Annotated in this window: 12 protein-coding genes and 1 tRNA gene; 7 read left to right on the top strand and 6 right to left on the bottom strand. The window is 35.2% G+C overall.

Annotation, left to right across the window (positions count from 1 at the left end; all coding sequences use genetic code 11):
* Positions 1 to 242: 242 nt before the first annotated feature.
* From DEU42_RS02715 to DEU42_RS02705, 3 genes are all read left to right on the top strand, one after another.
* Positions 243 to 2,000, top strand: coding sequence for a family 43 glycosylhydrolase (locus DEU42_RS02715; protein WP_114756741.1), 1,758 nt, complete (start codon positions 243 to 245; stop codon positions 1,998 to 2,000).
* Between the two features lie 57 nt (positions 2,001 to 2,057).
* The gene (locus DEU42_RS02710) at positions 2,058 to 3,494 is read left to right on the top strand and encodes an MFS transporter (protein ID WP_114756740.1); all 1,437 of its coding nucleotides are present in this window, start codon (positions 2,058 to 2,060) and stop codon (positions 3,492 to 3,494) included.
* 113 nt (positions 3,495 to 3,607) lie between these two features.
* Complete coding sequence (locus DEU42_RS02705; protein ID WP_114756739.1) at positions 3,608 to 4,009, top strand: hypothetical protein; 402 nt, start codon at positions 3,608 to 3,610, stop codon at positions 4,007 to 4,009.
* 86 nt (positions 4,010 to 4,095) lie between these two features.
* Here the strand turns inward: DEU42_RS02705 and creD are convergent, their stop codons facing one another.
* The 5 genes from creD to DEU42_RS02685 form a co-directional block, all read right to left on the bottom strand.
* The gene (gene creD, locus DEU42_RS02700) at positions 4,096 to 5,463 is read right to left on the bottom strand and encodes a cell envelope integrity protein CreD (protein WP_114756738.1); all 1,368 of its coding nucleotides are present in this window, start codon (positions 5,461 to 5,463) and stop codon (positions 4,096 to 4,098) included.
* Between the two features lie 582 nt (positions 5,464 to 6,045).
* A complete protein-coding gene (locus DEU42_RS17720; RefSeq protein ID WP_255418235.1) occupies positions 6,046 to 6,171 on the bottom strand; it encodes a hypothetical protein in 126 nt (41 codons plus the stop codon).
* 2 nt (positions 6,172 to 6,173) lie between these two features.
* Positions 6,174 to 6,599, bottom strand: coding sequence for a hypothetical protein (locus DEU42_RS02695; protein WP_114756737.1), 426 nt, complete (start codon positions 6,597 to 6,599; stop codon positions 6,174 to 6,176).
* A 36-nt stretch (positions 6,600 to 6,635) separates the two neighbouring features.
* Positions 6,636 to 7,301: a DUF1361 domain-containing protein gene (locus DEU42_RS02690; RefSeq protein ID WP_114756736.1), complete on the bottom strand. Its 666-nt coding sequence runs from the start codon at positions 7,299 to 7,301 to the stop codon at positions 6,636 to 6,638.
* 315 nt (positions 7,302 to 7,616) lie between these two features.
* Positions 7,617 to 8,078 (bottom strand): hypothetical protein, encoded by a 462-nt coding sequence (locus DEU42_RS02685; protein ID WP_114756735.1) that lies wholly within the window; start codon positions 8,076 to 8,078, stop codon positions 7,617 to 7,619.
* 169 nt (positions 8,079 to 8,247) lie between these two features.
* Between DEU42_RS02685 and DEU42_RS02680 the strand changes: the two genes are divergently transcribed.
* Positions 8,248 to 8,868: an L-threonylcarbamoyladenylate synthase gene (locus tag DEU42_RS02680; RefSeq protein WP_114756734.1), complete on the top strand. Its 621-nt coding sequence runs from the start codon at positions 8,248 to 8,250 to the stop codon at positions 8,866 to 8,868.
* 123 nt (positions 8,869 to 8,991) lie between these two features.
* On the opposite strand, the gene DEU42_RS02675 is transcribed toward DEU42_RS02680, so the two are convergent.
* A tRNA-Ser gene (locus DEU42_RS02675) sits at positions 8,992 to 9,076 on the bottom strand.
* A 592-nt stretch (positions 9,077 to 9,668) separates the two neighbouring features.
* Between DEU42_RS02675 and DEU42_RS02670 the strand changes: the two genes are divergently transcribed.
* From DEU42_RS02670 to DEU42_RS02660, 3 genes are read left to right on the top strand one after another with little or no spacing between them, the layout of a single operon-like run.
* Positions 9,669 to 11,282, top strand: a complete 1,614-nt coding sequence (locus DEU42_RS02670) for a T9SS type A sorting domain-containing protein (RefSeq protein ID WP_114756733.1) — start codon at positions 9,669 to 9,671, stop codon at positions 11,280 to 11,282.
* Positions 11,283 to 11,293: 11 nt separating this feature from the next.
* Positions 11,294 to 14,779 (top strand): hypothetical protein, encoded by a 3,486-nt coding sequence (locus tag DEU42_RS02665; protein ID WP_147278048.1) that lies wholly within the window; start codon positions 11,294 to 11,296, stop codon positions 14,777 to 14,779.
* Between the two features lie 10 nt (positions 14,780 to 14,789).
* Complete coding sequence (locus tag DEU42_RS02660; RefSeq protein ID WP_158537846.1) at positions 14,790 to 18,326, top strand: DUF6443 domain-containing protein; 3,537 nt, start codon at positions 14,790 to 14,792, stop codon at positions 18,324 to 18,326.

Genomic DNA, 18,326 nt, shown 5'->3' with positions numbered 1-18,326 from the left:
CAAGGCCATCTCTCACATGATGGCCTTTTATTTTTTAAATTATCCTCACCTCAAACGATAGAATTCCTTAAAAAAATAAAGACAAGTTTAAAATTCGATAAGTTTTTTAGCAGATTGATTTATTATAAAACGTTAACTAATGGTTATATTTAGAAAATTTTTGACGATGAAAATTTCTATTGACCATTTACTTAAAATCAAATCTGACTTTATGCTTGTCGGGCTAAAATCATTTTAATACGATGAAAAAGTATATCACAGCAATAGCAGTTTTAGCGTTATCTTTTGGCTATAGCCAGCAAAAAACCTACTGTAACCCTATTAATATAGATTATGGTTACTGCCCGATACCGGATTTTGTAAAACAGGGTAAACATCGTGCAACAGCCGATCCTGTAATTACTTACTTTCAGGATAAATATTATCTGTTCTCAACAAACCAATGGGGCTACTGGCACAGTGATAATATGCTGGACTGGACATTCATTCCACGCAAATTCCTGAGACCTGAACATAAAGTGTATGATGAGCTTTGCGCACCATCAGTTTCATTTGTAAATGATACTTTGCTTGTTGTTGGTTCAACTCATACCAAAGAATTTCCTATCTGGATGAGTACAAATCCAAAAGTAGATGACTGGAAAGAATTGGTGCATAAGTTCGAAGCCGGTGCATGGGATCCTTATATATTTTGGGATAATGAAAAAGATGAAGTGTACCTGTACTACGGCTCGAGTAACCTGTATCCGCTATATGGCGTTCAACTGAATCGCAAAACCTTTCAGCCGGAAGGCGAAGTTATTCCGGTATTAGCACTTAATGATGATGAGCATGGCTGGGAACGCTTTGGCGAACATAACGATAATACCTTTCTGCAACCGTTTACCGAAGGTGCTTTTATGACAAAACATAATGGTAAGTACTATTTGCAATATGGTGCTCCCGGAACGGAATTCAGTGGTTATGCTGATGGTGTTTATGTTGGTAATAATGCTCTTGGCCCATTTGAGTATCAGTCATTCAATCCTTTCTCCTATAAACCCGGTGGTTTTGCAAGAGGGGCAGGGCATGGTGCAACCTATCAGGATAACAATAATGATTACTGGCATGTTTCTACGGTAGTGATATCTACTAAAAATAATTTTGAAAGACGATTAGGTATCTGGCCTTCGGGATTTGACGCCAATGGAGAGCTTTATTCTAATACAGCATATGGCGATTATCCAACTTTTTTGCCGTCTGAAAACAAAAGTCATAGCGGTTTATCATCATTCTCAGGATGGATGTTACTAAACTATAATAAACCACTACAAGTATCATCTACACTAGGGGGCTATCAGGCTAATTATAGTAACGATGAAGATATAAAAACCTATTGGTCGGCTAAAACAGCGAATAAAGGCGAATATGTTATTTCTGATCTTGGTGAAACCTCTACTATTAATGCCATCCAAATAAATTATGCCGATCAGGACGCGGAACTAATGGGTAAACCTTCATCAACAACAGGACATAAATACATTATTTATTCATCAATGGATGGTAAGAAATGGACTGAGCTTGTTGATAAAAGTAAAAATACAAAAGACGCTCCGCATGATTACATAGAGCTTCAAAAGCCTGCGAATGCACGCTTTATAAAACTAGAGAATCATGGAATGCCTACCGGGAAGTTTGCTTTAAGCGGACTGAGGGTATTCGGTAAGGGATCGGGGCAAAAGCCCGGGATGGTTCAGAATTTTGTTCCTTTGCGTTCGTCACCAAGAATAAAAGGGGAGCGCCGAAATGTGTGGTTTAAATGGCAGCAGGAGCCCAATGCAGATGGTTATGTTATCTATTTTGGTAAATCTCCTGAAAAATTATATGGCTCAATTATGGTATATGGCAAAAATGAGTATTATTTTAGCGGGCTGGATAGAAGCGATGCTTATTATTTCAGGATAGAAGCTTTTAATAATAATGGCATTGGCCCATCAACAGAAATAAAAAAATCAGAATAAAAACGTAAACATCTATAACCCAAATAAACATTCACATTAACATTTTAAACATCACTTATGAGTTCTGAAAATTCACAAACCAAATGGGGCCAGTTTATTCCGCTGGTAACCGTTTTCTTCTTTTGGGGTTTCGTTGCGGCGAGTAACGATATCCTGATTCCGGTATTTAAGAAAGCCTTTAATCTTGGGCAAACAGAAAGTATGCTTGTGGCAATTGCATTTTATGTAGCCTATACTGTAGGTTCGCTTATTTACATCGCTATATCTGCTATTACAAAAAAAGATATTGTAGAACGTCTTGGTTATAAAAACTCTCTGGCACTGGGACTTCTTATTTCAGCAGCGGGAACACTATTATTTTATCCGGCAGCAAATATGGGGTCATTCCCATTAATGCTTTCAGGTCTGTTTATTGTTGCACTTGGTTTTTCTTTACAGCAAACAGTTGCCAATCCACTGGCGATTGCTTTGGGGCCTATTACTACAGGTTCGCAGCGATTAACCCTTGCAGGAGGTATTAATAATTTAGGTACAACGATTGGTCCGCTTATTGTGAGTTTTGCAATTTTTGGAGCCGTGTCTGAAGCTAGTGCTGACGTAAGTGTGGAAAGTGTAAAAGTACCTTATCTTTGTCTTGGGGCTGCTTTTGTACTGGTTGCAATACTTCTTAAATTTTCTTCTTTACCAAACCACCCGCCTTTAGAAGAAGGCGTGAAAGAAGAAACTGTTGAAACAAAAAAATCGGTACTTAACTATCCACAGCTTTTAATGGGTATGCTGGCTATATTCCTTTATGTTGGAGTTGAAGTATCTACAGCAGCTAATTTACCTGCATATCTTGAAAAAGATCTTGGCTTCTTAACAAGCAGTGTTGCTCCATATATATCTTTATATTGGGCAAGTTTAATGATTGGTCGTTGGGGAGGTGCTGTTGAGGCATTTACTGATAATGTGTCATTACAAAAGGTATTTAAATTCGTCGCTCCATATTTGGCTTTCGGTGTATTTTTGGGAGTGAATGCATTCATGGATCATGATCTTGCTCCTTTCTACGTTTATGGACTGATTTTACTGGTTCTTATAGCTGCAGACTTTGCCAGTAAAGGTAATCCTGCCAGAATGTTATTGCTTTTCTCAGGTCTTGGTATTGTAGCATTGCTAACAGGTATGGCTACTACAGGTATGGTATCTGTGTATGCGTTTACAAGTGTTGGATTATTCTGTAGTACTTTGTGGCCTTGTATCTTTACCCTTGCGGTAAGTGGTCTTGGACATAAAACAACTCAGGGAAGTAACTTCCTTATCATGATGATTTGTGGTGGAGGTATCGTTAGTCTTATACAAGGTGCCGTTGCCGATGCTACTAATATTAAAATAAGTTATATCGTTGGTGTTATCTGTTTCGCTTACCTTGCTTTCTATGCATGGAAAGTAAAAGGTATCTTAAGAAGCCAGGGTATCGACTTTGATAAAAAGATTTCAGGGGGACATTAATAAACTGTCTTACTGATAGATATAATAGCGGCTGCAATTTGCAGCCGCTTTTTTTATAATAAGCTAACATTCATTAATACGAAAAGCCTTATCTTTGAGTAAAAGAAGCTAATATGAAGATTAAATTTTTATCAATAGCGTTTGTAGCAGTTGCTATTTTAGCGGTATCGTGCAATAAAAAAGCAGAAGAAACGACAACAGCAGAACCAGCAGTTCAGGAAGTTGCAGATACAGTATCTATACCTACACCTGCAGCAGAACCCGTTACTGAACATATCGACAATGATATTATTGAAGTTACCGGGAAAGTAACAGAGATCAATAAGGGTAAAGATGGTTATACTGCAAAAATAACTACAGCTAAAGGAAGTAATTTTGCAGCTACCATAAGCATTCCTAATCTTGATGATCCTAAACAATACAGGGCTGTTAAAGTAGGAGATAACATAACCGTTAAAGGTGTTGTTACTAATCTTGAGTCTGATGTACTCATTCGTGTAAAAGAACTTAAATAGTTATAATTGTTATATATAAAGTGGGAAACCCTGACCGAATCCGGTCAGGGTTTCTTTTTTGAATGGATCAGGTTGATTGGTTAAGATTATTTCCATTCAATTTTACGGGAGAAGTACATTACCGCACCCAATATGGCGAATAGCCCGATACTTCCAACTAGTAATGCATAATTTTCGAGTTGAATAATTACATAAATAAAACTGTACAGTGCACTTAATGATATAGCGATAAAAGCCGGGAATTTTTTATTTTTTAAAATGGAGATTGAATAAAGTGCAATCATAACTACTACAGATATTCCTGCAATAATGTAAGCAAGTCTGAAGGTACTGTGTTCAGTGATCGAAATAAGCAAAGTGTAGAACATAATAAGAGCCAAACCTATCATGGAATATTGAAATATGTGTATTGCTATTTTACTTACCGACTGGATAAGGAAAAATACAAGAAAGGTAAGTCCAATAACAAGGAAACCATATTTTGAGGCTCGTTCGTTCTGTTGGTACTGGTTTACGGGAATAAGGAATTTTACATCAAAAGTATTTGCCTGAAGGTTGGGCAGGGATCCAAAATGTTGCTGACCGAAACTTCTGTTTAAGTGTGATACCTTCCAGTTTGCGGAGAAACCTTTTTCGGTTATATTGCTGTTTTCCGGTAGAAAACTGCCATCAAAGCTGGGTGAAGGCCAGTTAGAAGTCATTGATGCATGTGTCATTTTACCTATAGGAACGATAGCAATTTTTTCACTTCCCTTGTAATTGATGTTCAGGTCAAATGAAGCCGGGCCTGTAGTGAAGGCTGTTATTAGATTTACAGGTTGGGTTTCTAATGAAGAAAGAGTATCATTTTCTTTATCGCTTGGAGCCGGCTCAAATGAATATTTCTTTCCGCCTATATTTACAGTAACACCTCCGGTAATGCTTTTTATATTATTGGTTTTAATCAGTATAGTTGCTTTATCCCAATGTATGTTTTCCGGTAAAGCATTATCGCCAAAAGAAGGGTAGGTATAGTTGCCTTTAAATTTCATAGCGGAGTTGTATACCACAGATTCATAATTGCTTCTGTTCTTTTCAAGCGTGTTTACATTAACATCGGCATTCAGTTCGTTCGGCAAGAAATAAGCAAACTGATCTATTCTTGAACGCTGGATGGTTACCTGCTTGGTTTTTTCATCAATCAGTTTGTTTTCTGTATAAGTGCTATAGGGTACTTTTAGGATAGGACCGCAAAAGTAAACTTGTCCACCCCATTTGCTGTTAATCTCGTTTACAACTTCTTTTTGACGTTCTGAACGTTCAAAAATTAAGCTTTTAACGTATTGCAATGGAATAAGTAAAACAAGTGTAAGAAGCCCTACCATTAAAATTTTTGCAGTACTTGACTGAAAGAAGTTTGGATTGTCGTTAAATTTGGGAGTAGGAGATGAATTGTAATCCTGATTTGTTTCCATGATAGTATTGTTTTAATAATTAGTGATTTGAAAAGCTAGAATAAGAGAGCTGAAAAGATTATAAACATATACAGGAAGGCAAAAGGTATATTGATTAATAGCATTCCGGCTCTTAACAATATGGATCGCCTGTAATATGAATACATAAATGAAAACACTACAAGTAGTAAAACAGCAGTTATATTTAAGACAAATGAAATGATCATATAAAAGAGAGCAATGGTCATTAATAAAGGCTTTTGATGTATGAATAAAAAAAGCAGAAATAAAATCAAGCCAGTTCCCAAAGTAATCTTAAACAGCCAATTACTTAGAAGCAGTATAAGGTCAACCCTGTTTTCTATAATGTCTTCGAATGTTTCCATGATTGTTTGTTTTGTGATTAATAATGATTTTTTAGTCCGAAAGGATCGTTAAAAACGATATATGCATACAGTATGGCTACAGGTATGTTTACGAATAATATTGCCGCCTGTTGTAAAACTCTGTTTTGCTGTTCCTTAAAAATGAACGAACAAATAATCAATGCTGCAAAAACTGAGGCGTTAATAAAGGCAGCTGTTAGTATATATAAAATACCTATTAAGAAAGCTCTTTTAAGTCTTCATCTCCAAATAAATTCAGTAGAAGTATAAGTGTACCAAACGTAAAGGATATACCAAATAACCATACTGGCAGCCTTAATAACTGAGTTAATCTATACTCCATAATTATCGGATTAAAAAAGTGTCTTTAATTCTTGCTAGTGGTAAGTGGAGCATCCTGAAATGGTTCAGGTCATAAAAGCGCAGGGCATTTCTTCCATCCTTGTATCTTTTATAGAAATACCTGAGTTTAAAAGGGTAGAGCAGAGAACCCGTCAGAATTACAAAAAGATTCTTTAATGCTAGATCGCCATTACCAAACAGATAGAAATGCATAGCAATCTCTTCTTTATCTGATACTTCTTCATTGATGAGAACCCTCAATATATCAATCATTTCGGGCTGTGGTTGAGCATCATGGCTGTGATTGAAAAGAAAATTACCCACATGAAAACCCAGAGTGTCTTTTGGATAACTGATTAGCTCATCCATTGTGACGGAAGCTTTTTTGTTATCGATTAGCGTGTCAATTAAATTCGTTATTGCTACCATATTGATTATTAATTTACTTTGAAATGCAAAGTGTTGTTATAAATTTTTTTTAGTTTTTGGTGTATGATATAAATTGAAGAGCAGGAACATAAGTGTGCCAAATCCTAAAGTAATGCCCCATGCCGGCTTACAGGTTTCAGCATTTGTAAGGCTACATAATATATCTACGGTTAATGCGTACGGTTTTTGTAAAATGTCCCAGGTGTTGTATCTCAGAAATCGGCCAACATACATCACAAATCCGCAAAATATTGAGACGACTGCCAACGCAATCCATGCGGTTCGCTCAGTTGTACGTTTTGCTATCATAGTAAACATTTCTTTCATGGATGCAAGTCCGAAAAGCATTCCACATGTTGAAAATGATGCTATAAGCAGTACTTCGAACCATACCGGAACATTAGTCTCTTTTTTCAGATGAATGAAGTCTGTGATAATGTATGGCACGTTAGGAAGTAAGACAAGCCATAAAAGTAGTGCAGGAGTGAACCAATACCATTTTTTCATAAAATAGCTTTGCTGTCGCATCAGAGATGTTATTGCCAGTGGAGTATAAGCAAGAAACAGATTCCAAATCAGAAAAAAGAAAAATATTGACTCTGTGATCTTTGCCCTCACGAGTAAAAGCGCTATACAGAAAGCTGCCAAGGCAAATAAAATATAATGCCTGCTGAAAGTTTTGATGAAAGATGTTGTTTTCATGTTTTTAATAGTACTTTGATTTACAAAGTAAATGTTTAAAAAAATAGCCTTACTAATTGTGAGACCATAATTTATAATTAAACGTTGAGACGATAAAGATGCTGTAAAGAACTTTGTTTTGCAAAGTAATTAATAAAATTTCAAATGACAATGGAATTTTGAAAAAAAAAATTTTTGTAATTTCATGCTTAATTCTAATACTTTATACATAAGAAATAGAGCAGAAGCATAACTAATATAAATGCTTATATAACTTATGCTTCTGCGGAATAGATTTAAAATTTTAATCAGTACGTTTTAATTGGCTTGAAAGATTTAATTGATTTTCTTAAATCTCTCTCCCAGTATAATTACATAACCCTGATCATAGGCTACAGTAGCTTCAATGCGATCATAAGTTCCTGCGCTTTCTCCTCTCCATCCTGTTTCACCATTACTACCATATAAAAGAATAAGCACCACCTGGTAATTATTATTGACCTCACTTTTTACTTTTTGAATCACACCGTTTTCATCAGTCTGTATCCAGTATTCTACAGGATAAGCTTTAACACCGTGCTTCTGAAATTGTCCCATACCGTCTTCGTTAATTTCTACTATAGGCTGTTTGGTTTTTTCATATTGGTAATAGCCTTTAATTTCTTCAGGTATTGCTTTTGTCCCATAATAGGTTTTATTATTTATGGTGAATTTTTGTACGCTTTGAGCTGTTACGGATACCGAATTAATCACCACGATGAAAATACCTATAACTTTTAGTAATTGTCTTGTTTTCATAATATTAAATGTTTTTATAAAGCTACCAAGTTCCCGTAATAAATAAAATCCCAATAAATAGGTATTTTTAAAATTATGATTGGTAAACGTTTATGTTTGCTTTAACGTAACTATTCATACAGAATGACTAAATTTATTGTCTTAACCAAAACTACAAATTACTATTCCAATGGCTCAGTTTATAAAGATTTATCCAGAGAACCCAAATGAGAGAGAGATAGATCGCGTAGTAAAGATTTTACGTGACGGCGGTCTTATTATTTATCCTACTGATACCGTATATGGAATGGGTTGTGATATTACTAATTCTAAAGCTTTAGAGCGAATTGCCAGGATTAAAGGTGTTAAGCTCGATAAAGCAAATTTTTCTTTTGTTTGTAGCGACTTAAGTAATCTTTCAGATTATGTAAAGCAGATAAATACTTCGACTTTTAAAATACTTAAAAGATCATTGCCGGGACCTTATACATTTATTCTTCCAGGAAATAATAATCTCCCAAAGGAATTTAAAAAGAAAACAACAGTAGGTATTCGTGTACCTGATAATAATATAGCATTAGAAATTGTACGTCAGTTAGGAAATCCGATCGTTTCAACATCTATTTATGACGAAGACGAGGTGTTAGAATATTTAACTGACCCTGAACTAATATTTGAAAAATGGCAAAATCTTGTTGATGCTGTTATTGATGGAGGATATGGAGACAATGTAGCTTCAACTATTATTGATTTATCAGGTGATGAGCCTATTGTAATTAGAGAAGGTAAAGGTGATCCTGATATTTTTTAACAGTAACATTCAAGGCAGCTTAACAGTACTATCTTTTGTTTATGTTGTTGTCTATACTTTGTTATAGTTAGCATAAATTAAAAACCCTTTAAATCAAAAAGATTTAAAGGGTTTATTTTTAAGCGGAGGAAGAGGGATTCGAACCCCCGGACCTGTTACAGTCAACAGTTTTCAAGACTGCCGCAATCGACCACTCTGCCATTCCTCCAATATGTTTTGCAATTCGTTCCCTCATTGCGGTTGCAAATATAGTAAGGTTTTTTGGTTTTGCAAATGAATAAGCCTTTATTTTTTAATAAAAAATTACAGATCAAAAACTAAACTATTTGGTCAATAAATTATTTAAAATTTTAAATGTTGTTTCTTAATTATATGTAGTCAAAACAGCTAAAATAAAAAGCCCTTTAGATAAAAATCTAAAGGGCTTTTTTAAGCGGAGGAAGAGGCTCCGTAACCTTTATTTTAATCCCTTTCAAAATGGGCGTTTTTCAATATGTATTCAATGAAAAGTAACCGATAGGGTAACTAAGAAGTTATTTTTCCATAGTAAATGTAATAATTTAATATGATATATTCTGCATAAAAAATAATTTCAGTCGATTACTTCTGACTTATAATAAAAAGCCGTCAGAAACATTGAGACATTTTTACAAGAGATTATAATTATTACAAAACTTGATACAGATTAACAATTCTTATATCTAAACGGATATTGATTTGCTAATATAAAATTACGGTTTTACCGTAATTTTATGTGAAATTACCTTTATAAATTTGCGCCGATTTAATAAAATTTTACAATGTATTGTCTGAACAAAATTAACTTTTATTTAGCACTCTTGTGCTGTCTGAACCTGCATGCCCAAGATTTATTATGGGAAAAATCTTTTGGAGGTAAACATGGGGATTATCTTTTCGATGTGCAGCCAACCGCTGACTATGGATTTATTCTTGCGGGAAGTTCGGTTTCAAAAAAAACCGGCAATAAAACATCCGATAATGAGGGAGACCTTGATTACTGGGTGTGGAAAATGAATGAGGATGGAGAACTGGATTGGCAAAAAAGTTTTGGAGGTTCCGGTGCCGATTTTTTAAACAGTATTCGTAATACTTCAGATGGAGGATTCATTCTCGCGGGATCCTCAGAATCGGGTATTGGACTTCATAAAAAAGATTCTTGTCGAGGGAATTTGGACTTTTGGATAATTAAATTGAACGCAAAAGGTAATGAAGAATGGCAAAGAACAATAGGTGGAAGTGGTAGAGATTTGGTTAAAACTATTATCCAAACACCTGATAAAGGTTATATAGTTGGAGGTAGCTCTGATTCCGATGTAAGTCTCAAAATTCTTAATGGAGGAAAAGACAAATATGGAAAGACTGAAAAAAGTTTGGGAAATACCGATTACTGGATCATCAAACTTGATGAAAATGGAGAAATCAAATGGCAAAAGACTTATGGAGGACAATATGCGGATGTTTTAGAAAGCCTAATCGTAACTGAAGATGGAGGCTTTTTAGTTGGGGGGTATTCTAATTCCCCAGCCTCAAAGGATAAATCTCATTCGGGATATGGTGAAGGTGATTTTTGGGTTTTAAAACTCAATAAAGATGGAGATATTGAATGGCAACAAACCCTCGGAGGAAACGATGATGACCATTTGTATTCAGTAGTTCAAACTAACGACAAAGGTTATATTATAGCTGGAGATTCAGCTTCAGCGACCTCGGGAAATAAAAGCAAATCAAACAAAAAGGGGACAGATTTCTGGGTTATTAAACTTGATGAAAAAGGAGAAATCCAGTGGCAGCAAACGTATGATACTGGTAAGACCGATATCTTGAGTTCTGCTGTTGAAAATGCCGATGGGACTATTTTATTGGGAGGCTATGCTCAAAGTGAAACTATGGGTACAAACAAAAAAGACAAAAAAGAGATCAATGATTATATCGCTTTAAAAATTTCTTCTGAGGGTGAAGAATTATGGAAAGAAACAGTAGGCAGTAACGGGGAGGATATACTTAGAAAAGTAGTTGAAACCCGTGACGGAGGATATATACTTGCGGGCACATCAAAGGGTGAAGTTTCACGTGACAGGAATAATGCACAGGGCAAGGCTGACTTTTGGGTTGTCAAGTTAAAAGATAAAGAAAAGAAAAAAGAAGAAAAGAAACTCAATCTGGAAGCCATTCCCAATCCTGCACTTCAGTTTACCAACATTATTGTTGGGTTTGAATATATGAACGGCACCTTATCCATTTTTGATCTTGCAGGGAGACAGTTGCAAAGTTTTTCGGTCAAAGACCGAACCATACCCATTGACTTAGGTTCTTATCCGGAAGGTATTTACATTGTTGAAGTGAGAACAGATAAGGGTGACGAATCTGTTAAAGTAATGAAAGGAAAAAATTAGAAATAACATACATGAGATATTTATATATAATCTGTTTATTATTCTCAATAAATGTATTGGGACAGGTTAACAGCAAGACATTAGCACCTGATATGATGCCAAAAAATCCACAGGCATCACAATTTATGAGGTTCGGTGATATGCCCATAGGCAAATATACAGGTACTCCTCAGGTAACCATTCCTATATATACGGTAAAAGCCAAAGGGCTGGAAATTCCTATTTCCTTATCTTATACTTCAAATGGTATCAAAGTTGTTGAGGAAGCCGGTTGGGTTGGGCTAGGTTGGGCTTTACAAGCTGAAGGTAGTATAGTACAAAACGTTCAGGGCACGGATGATTTCGGATACTATAAAAATAGAAATTATTCCGGCATTGACTGTATGATTGCTTATCAAAGCCCTGTAAATCCTGAAAGCCTTTGGGCTTCAAACACCCCTTTTTTTTTAGAGCGTTCTAATTTAGATGATTTGCTCGCATTTAATGCTTGTGGTTTCAATGAAATGTTGGCTACAGGCCTTATGGACACAACGCCTGATAAGTTTACATTTTCAGTGCTTAACTATTCCGGTGAATTTACGCTAGATTGGAAGACCGGAAAATTTGAATGTGTAACGGATAAAAATATAACTATCATTCCTTCCAATTCAAATACATCCAACCTGCAACCAAGTTTTGTTATAAGTGTTCCGGATGGGCACAGATTTCTATTTGAATTAAAAGAAGAAACACAGGCAATCCTAAATTTTTCCAATACAGAAACAGCAGGGCTTTCTTCAGCTATTGATATAACAAAATCTGAAGAGAAAACATCAAGAGTTTACAAGTTAACCCAAATAACAACAAATAATGGAGATGTAATTACTTATAATTACATTACAACCGCTGTTAGTAAAAATTTACCAATGATCAGTAAAAATTTTACTGATTACCAGATTTCAATGACTACAGGTATGGGGGGCTTTCCCCTAACTGACGGTGAAGTCACATCAAGACTTGCTACACAGCAGAATTATACATATTTGTCATCAATTAATTTTTCAGCAGGTACTGTTAATTTTGCTTCTTCATCCAGAACAGATTTAAAAGAAGGGCGTAAACTGGACAAAATTGAAGTTAGAAATACTAAAGGAGAATATATAAAAGATTTTAATTTCACGTACGATTATTTTGTAGCAAATACATCAGGTACAAATTGGGATACAGAATTAAATTTTGGAGGATATTCTGCGGATAAGACTACTCAGGAATTAACTCAAAGATTAAAACTTGTAGCTGTACAGGAGGTAGGTATTAAGCCATATACGTTTGAATATAATTCCCAGACACTGCCCAAGAAAACCTCCTATGCTGTAGATTTTTGGGGTTATTATAACGGAATTTCTGGTAACACATCTTTTATGCCTAACATCTATAGTTTCAATTTGGAACAAAATAATCAAAAATTTGTAAAATATTACAACAATAACCGCAGCCCATCACCACAATACTGTAGGGCTGGAATATTGGAAAAAATTAATTATCCGACCGGAGGATACACAACATTTAATTGGGAGATGAATACCTTTGACAATGTAGGAATACCTGATATTTCTTATGATGCGAATAAGTATATCAGTGTTTCAACTTTAACCCCTACAACCACACAATCAGTTTATCTTACAGCAGATTATACTTTGTTTAAGGGTAGTGCACAGTTAAGTACTTTAGGATGCACGGATCCAAATGCTTATGCAAATTGTTATGTGAAAATTCAGGTATTCAAGCCGGAACTGATGGCTTACCTTGAAAGTTTAGGGGGGCTGAGTTCATACGGACTGAATGGTGTGATGGGAATTAATGGATTTATCAATGGTACGAATTCTCAGTATAATACCTATATAAATAATGTTATTTATGTTCAAAAAGCCTACAACGATCCCATTGAAAAATTTATAAATGATCTTACTTTCAATCTGCCAAAAGGTATTATTGTATTTGAGGTACGAGGAGGCTGTGGGACATACAGCTATCCTTCGAATACAAGCCAGGCAAATCTTCAGTTAACTTTTAAAGACATAACTCCTCTACCGGCACTTTCAAAAGGTGCAGGAATGCGGCTGGCTTCCGTAGTTTCCCAAACAGGCGCCGGACAGATTGCTATGAAAAAGAACTATACGTATGAAGGAGGGAAATTAATGTCGGCTCCAGTTTTTTTGAATAAAGCTTCATTCAAATATTATTGGACGGAATTTCAAAGTGAAAACCAAATCCCACCGATGCGTACTTTTATAGGTACTAAATGTGTATTGTCTTCTAATAGTTTTATTTCTGCTTCACAAAATGCAAAAGGATTTCTTGTAGGATATGATAAAGTTACCGAAATCCAGGTTTCAAATGATCTCCAGAATACTCCAAATGGTGCTGTTGTCGAGTATTACCAAAATCAGCCTGTAAGTTCAGCTGCAATAGGGTATGGTGCATATACTGATCTGTCTATTCCGGAACCAATTCAGCTTCCTTCAAATGGTTTAATAAAGGTAATGGAAATAAAAAATGCAAGTGGAGCACTCATTAAAAAGCAAACCAATGAATATCAGAAAGTAGTAAATGATGTCAATTGGGGTATGAAGGTTGGAATACAAGGTAATTTTTACGTATATACTGACGAAACATATTACTATCCTGATTACCTAATAGGGTTTTATCCTATTATAAGTGGGCAAAGCCTTCTTAAAAAAACCATTACTGAAGAGTATATAACGGGTTCACCTGCGCTTGTTGAAAATATAAACTATAGTTACGATAGTTATAATCAACTGAGCTATGAACAAAAAACATCGATCACAGGTGATATAACAGAGAAATATTTCAAATATCCTTATAATTTTAATAGTAGTGACCCAAATTCTAATACATTACAACAAATGGTCGCTAACAATACTATTAATATACCAACTGAAATTAAAAGCTATATTAATTCTACTTTAGTAAGTACTGAAAGGACTGAATATTATAGAAGACTAGGTTCAAATGGTTATCAATATCCGGATATATTTCATCCCACCTTAAAAAAGCTTTATAAAGGAGACGAAAATCTAGGTTATAAAGTAAATTATTTAAGATATGATGCCAACGGGAATTTAATTGAATATGAAATTGGAGGGAAACGTACCTGCTTAATTTATGGATATAATTTATCCCTTCCTGTAGCAATGATTGAAAATATACAATATAGCGCAATTCCTTCCGGACTTATTTCTTCAATACAATCGGCTTCTGATACAGGTACAGAAACTACTTTGTTATCGGCTTTATCAGCGCTAAGAAACGACATAGCGTTAAAAGACAGTATGGTAACTTCTTACACCTATAAATTATTGCTGGGAATTTCTACTATTATCGATCCCAAAGGATTAAAAACTACTTATCAATATGACAGCGTTGGCCGTCTCGAATTTATTAGGGATGCTAATAATTATATTATGTCCGAATATAAATACAACTATAAGCCATAATCTATTTAAAATGAAAAACAAAATAATATATATATTACTTGTACTCCCTTTTATAATGATTGGGCAAACTACATCTAAGAATTATGTTAAGACTCTAACCTACAGAAATTTTACATCTGTATCTAATCCTGATCTTGCCCAGGTTGATGTAGTATATCTTGATGGATTAGGGAGGCCAATTCAACAAATACAAGGCAAAAAATCTGCAAGTGGAAAAGACATAATAACTCACATAGAATACGATAACTATGGGAGACAGGATAAGCAATACCTCCCATATCCGTCTGCTAATTCAAATCTTGAGTTTGATATGTCTCCGGTTGGCAATACTAATGCATATTATACAATGAACGGATTTTATGCACCGAATCCCTATAGTCAGACCATTTTTGAGGAATCACCACTTAGCAGGACTTTAAGACAGGCTGCTCCTGGTGGTGAATGGCAAGTTAGTACAACTGATCAAAATGATCATACTGTCAAATACGCATATTTAACAAATATTGCTAATGAGACAAAAAAATTAAATGCAACAGCTACATGGAATTCATCCACAAAGCTGTATGATATTACTTTTGTTTCCAATGGTAATTATGAAGCAGGAAAGCTGTATAAAACCATTATTCAGGATGAGAATAAAGCCGCAGCAATATATACAGGTTCTTTTACTGCATCAAAGATGAATACAACTGAAGAGTTTAAAGATGCCGACGGTAAACTAATTTTAAAAAGAGTATATAATTCATATACAGCTTCCTCGGGATTAACTACATATTCTGCACGGAATACATATTACGTATATGATCAATTCGGAAACCTGACTTATGTTCTACCCCCGCTTTCATCGAGTGCGCTCAGCGATGGGACATGTTATCAATATAAATATGATGATAGGAACAGAAATGTAGAAAAAAGAATTCCAGGAAAACAATGGGAATATATTGTTTATGATGCGCAAGACAGGGTAGTGGCAACAGGTCCGGTATACTCACCATTTGGTACTGGTGAGGAAGGATGGATGTATAATTTGTATGATGCTTATGGAAGGTTAAGTATTTCGGGATGGTTTCCAGCGACCGGCATTGATTCTTCAGCACGTGCAGCTCTACAAAATAATAATAATTCAACTATAAATTTGACACGTTACAATCAAGCAGGTTCAACTACCATAGATGGGGTTACTGTTGATTATATCTTGCCGTCAAACTTTGTTTTACCAATTGGATTTAAAATACTGAAGGTAAATTATTATGATAACTATAAGTTTGCAGGTTCCCCCGGAAATCCGCCATTTCTTAGTATTGAAGGACAAAGTGTAGCTTCTGTTGTAACGGGGCTTCCAACCGGTTCATGGACTCGGGTACCAACTACTGCATCTGAGACTAAAAATGAAGTTTCTTATATAATGTATGACGTTAAAGGTAGGGTTATTCGTAACAGAACAGCAAATCATTTGGGAGGATATGCCATAGTAAGTAATAAACTTGATTTTGATGGTTCTTTGGTTTATTCAATAACAAGTAACAGGCGTACATCCCTTTCTAATACATACACAACGAGAGAAGATTTAGTTTATACGAATCAGGACAGAATCTTGAGTCATAGTCATAAAATAGGTACTTTAGCACCTCAGCTTATGGCTTATAACACCTATAATGAAATTGGTCAGCTTATCAGGAAAAATGTTGGAGGTACTGATATTAGCGGAGTAGCAGCCTTACAAAAAGTGGACTATAAATATAATATAAGAGGTTGGCTAAAAGAAATAAATAATACAAAGGATTTAGCTTTACCAAATGATCCACAGGATCTCTTTGCCTTTAAAATAAGTTATCAGGATACTATATCCCAAACAATGAATGGTAGGGTTAAATCACTCTATAATGGAAATATTTCCGAGACATTTTGGCGTACTCCAAGTGATAATATAAAAAGAGCATATGGATACTCTTATGATTCGCAAGATCAGCTTACCGGAGCATACTATTATATTCCAACTGCCAGTGTACCTATCAGGAACTCTTATAATGAAATGATTTACTATGATGGGAACGGTAATATTAGAAATATTGAGCGTAATGGCGAAAGCGACACATCATCCTCGACTATAGAGATAGATGATCTCACCTATACTTACGATACTACAATTAAAGATAGGTTATTAAAAGTTGTTGATGCATCTGCTCATCCGAAGGGTTTTAAAGATAGTCCAACTAATACTGTAAATGATTATACATACGATAATAATGGGAATCTGACTTCGGATCAAAATAAGGGTATCACGTCAATAACTTACAATCATCGGAACTTGCCTTTGGTAATTGTGTTTAATAATAGTAGTACACAAAAAATTAACTATATTTACAATGCAGATGGTGCTAAAGTACAGAAAGTTGTAACCGACGGGAGTTTAATTACCACAACAGATTATTTGTCAGGATTTCAATATACTAATAACGTACTAGATTTTTATCCAACTCCGGAAGGATACGTAAAAGTAACTTGGGGAGTTAGTGCTCCAAGTTTAGGTATACATAATTATGTTTTCAATTACAAAGATCATTTAGGTAATACGAGGGTTAGCTATACTGTTGACCCTGCTGATGGTATTCTTAAAATACTTGAGGAAAATCACTATTATCCGTTTGGATTAAAGCATAATGGTTATACAAGTGCACAGCAAATGTTGAGGGAATTTCAGACTGAGCCATTTGTTGTAATAACACCAGTAATAAATGCTTCAGATGCTACTTATAAGTATAAGTACAACGGCAAAGAGCAGCAAGACGAGCTGGGGCTTAACTTGTACGATTATGGAGCAAGGAATTATGACCCTGCAATAGGTAGATGGTTTAATATTGACCCGTTGGCAGAACAAATGAGGAGACACAGTCCCTATAACTATTGTTTTAATAATCCTATGAGATTCATTGACCCAGATGGTATGGGGCCAGAAATAATTCATCCAACCTTTGCTAATGCAGCAAGTAAAACAGCTTATGAAGATACTGTTAAGCAAGGAACTGGTGGTATGTATACTGTAGGATATGATAAAAATGGTAATGTAACATTAAATTCTACAGGATATTCAGGTACAATAACTGCTCAACAGCAAGCATTTATCGATGTATTTAAAGATGCAATTAATAGTCCTGCCGTAGCAGATGTAGAAATTGTAAACAACGATGCATCTGTTACCGTTGCCTCTCTACAAGATAATATATTAGATATTGGCGACATGCAAGAATTTGATAAAGCAGGTCCTGGTGGAGCAACAACTGCTGGAGTACTAGCGCATGAAACAAAGGAACAACAATTGAAAGCAGAGGCTGGTGACATAAAAGGAACCTATCCAGCTGGAGCCACAGCTATGCATAAAATCGCGGTAAGGACTGCTGAAAATAAAGTTAATGATAATTATAGAGCAGAGGACCATTTAACTGGTGATAATATACATTACGAGCGAGACGGTACCAAAACATCACAAGTAGTAACTCCGAACGCTTCTACTGGAGGTATAAATGTAACAAAAACTAAAATCCCATAA

Source organism: Flavobacterium sp. AG291, from assembly GCF_003350375.1.
Lineage (GTDB): Bacteria > Bacteroidota > Bacteroidia > Flavobacteriales > Flavobacteriaceae > Flavobacterium > Flavobacterium suzhouense.
The sequence above is the reverse complement of the archived record's forward strand: the minus strand, read 5'-3'. Positions and strand labels throughout refer to the sequence as shown.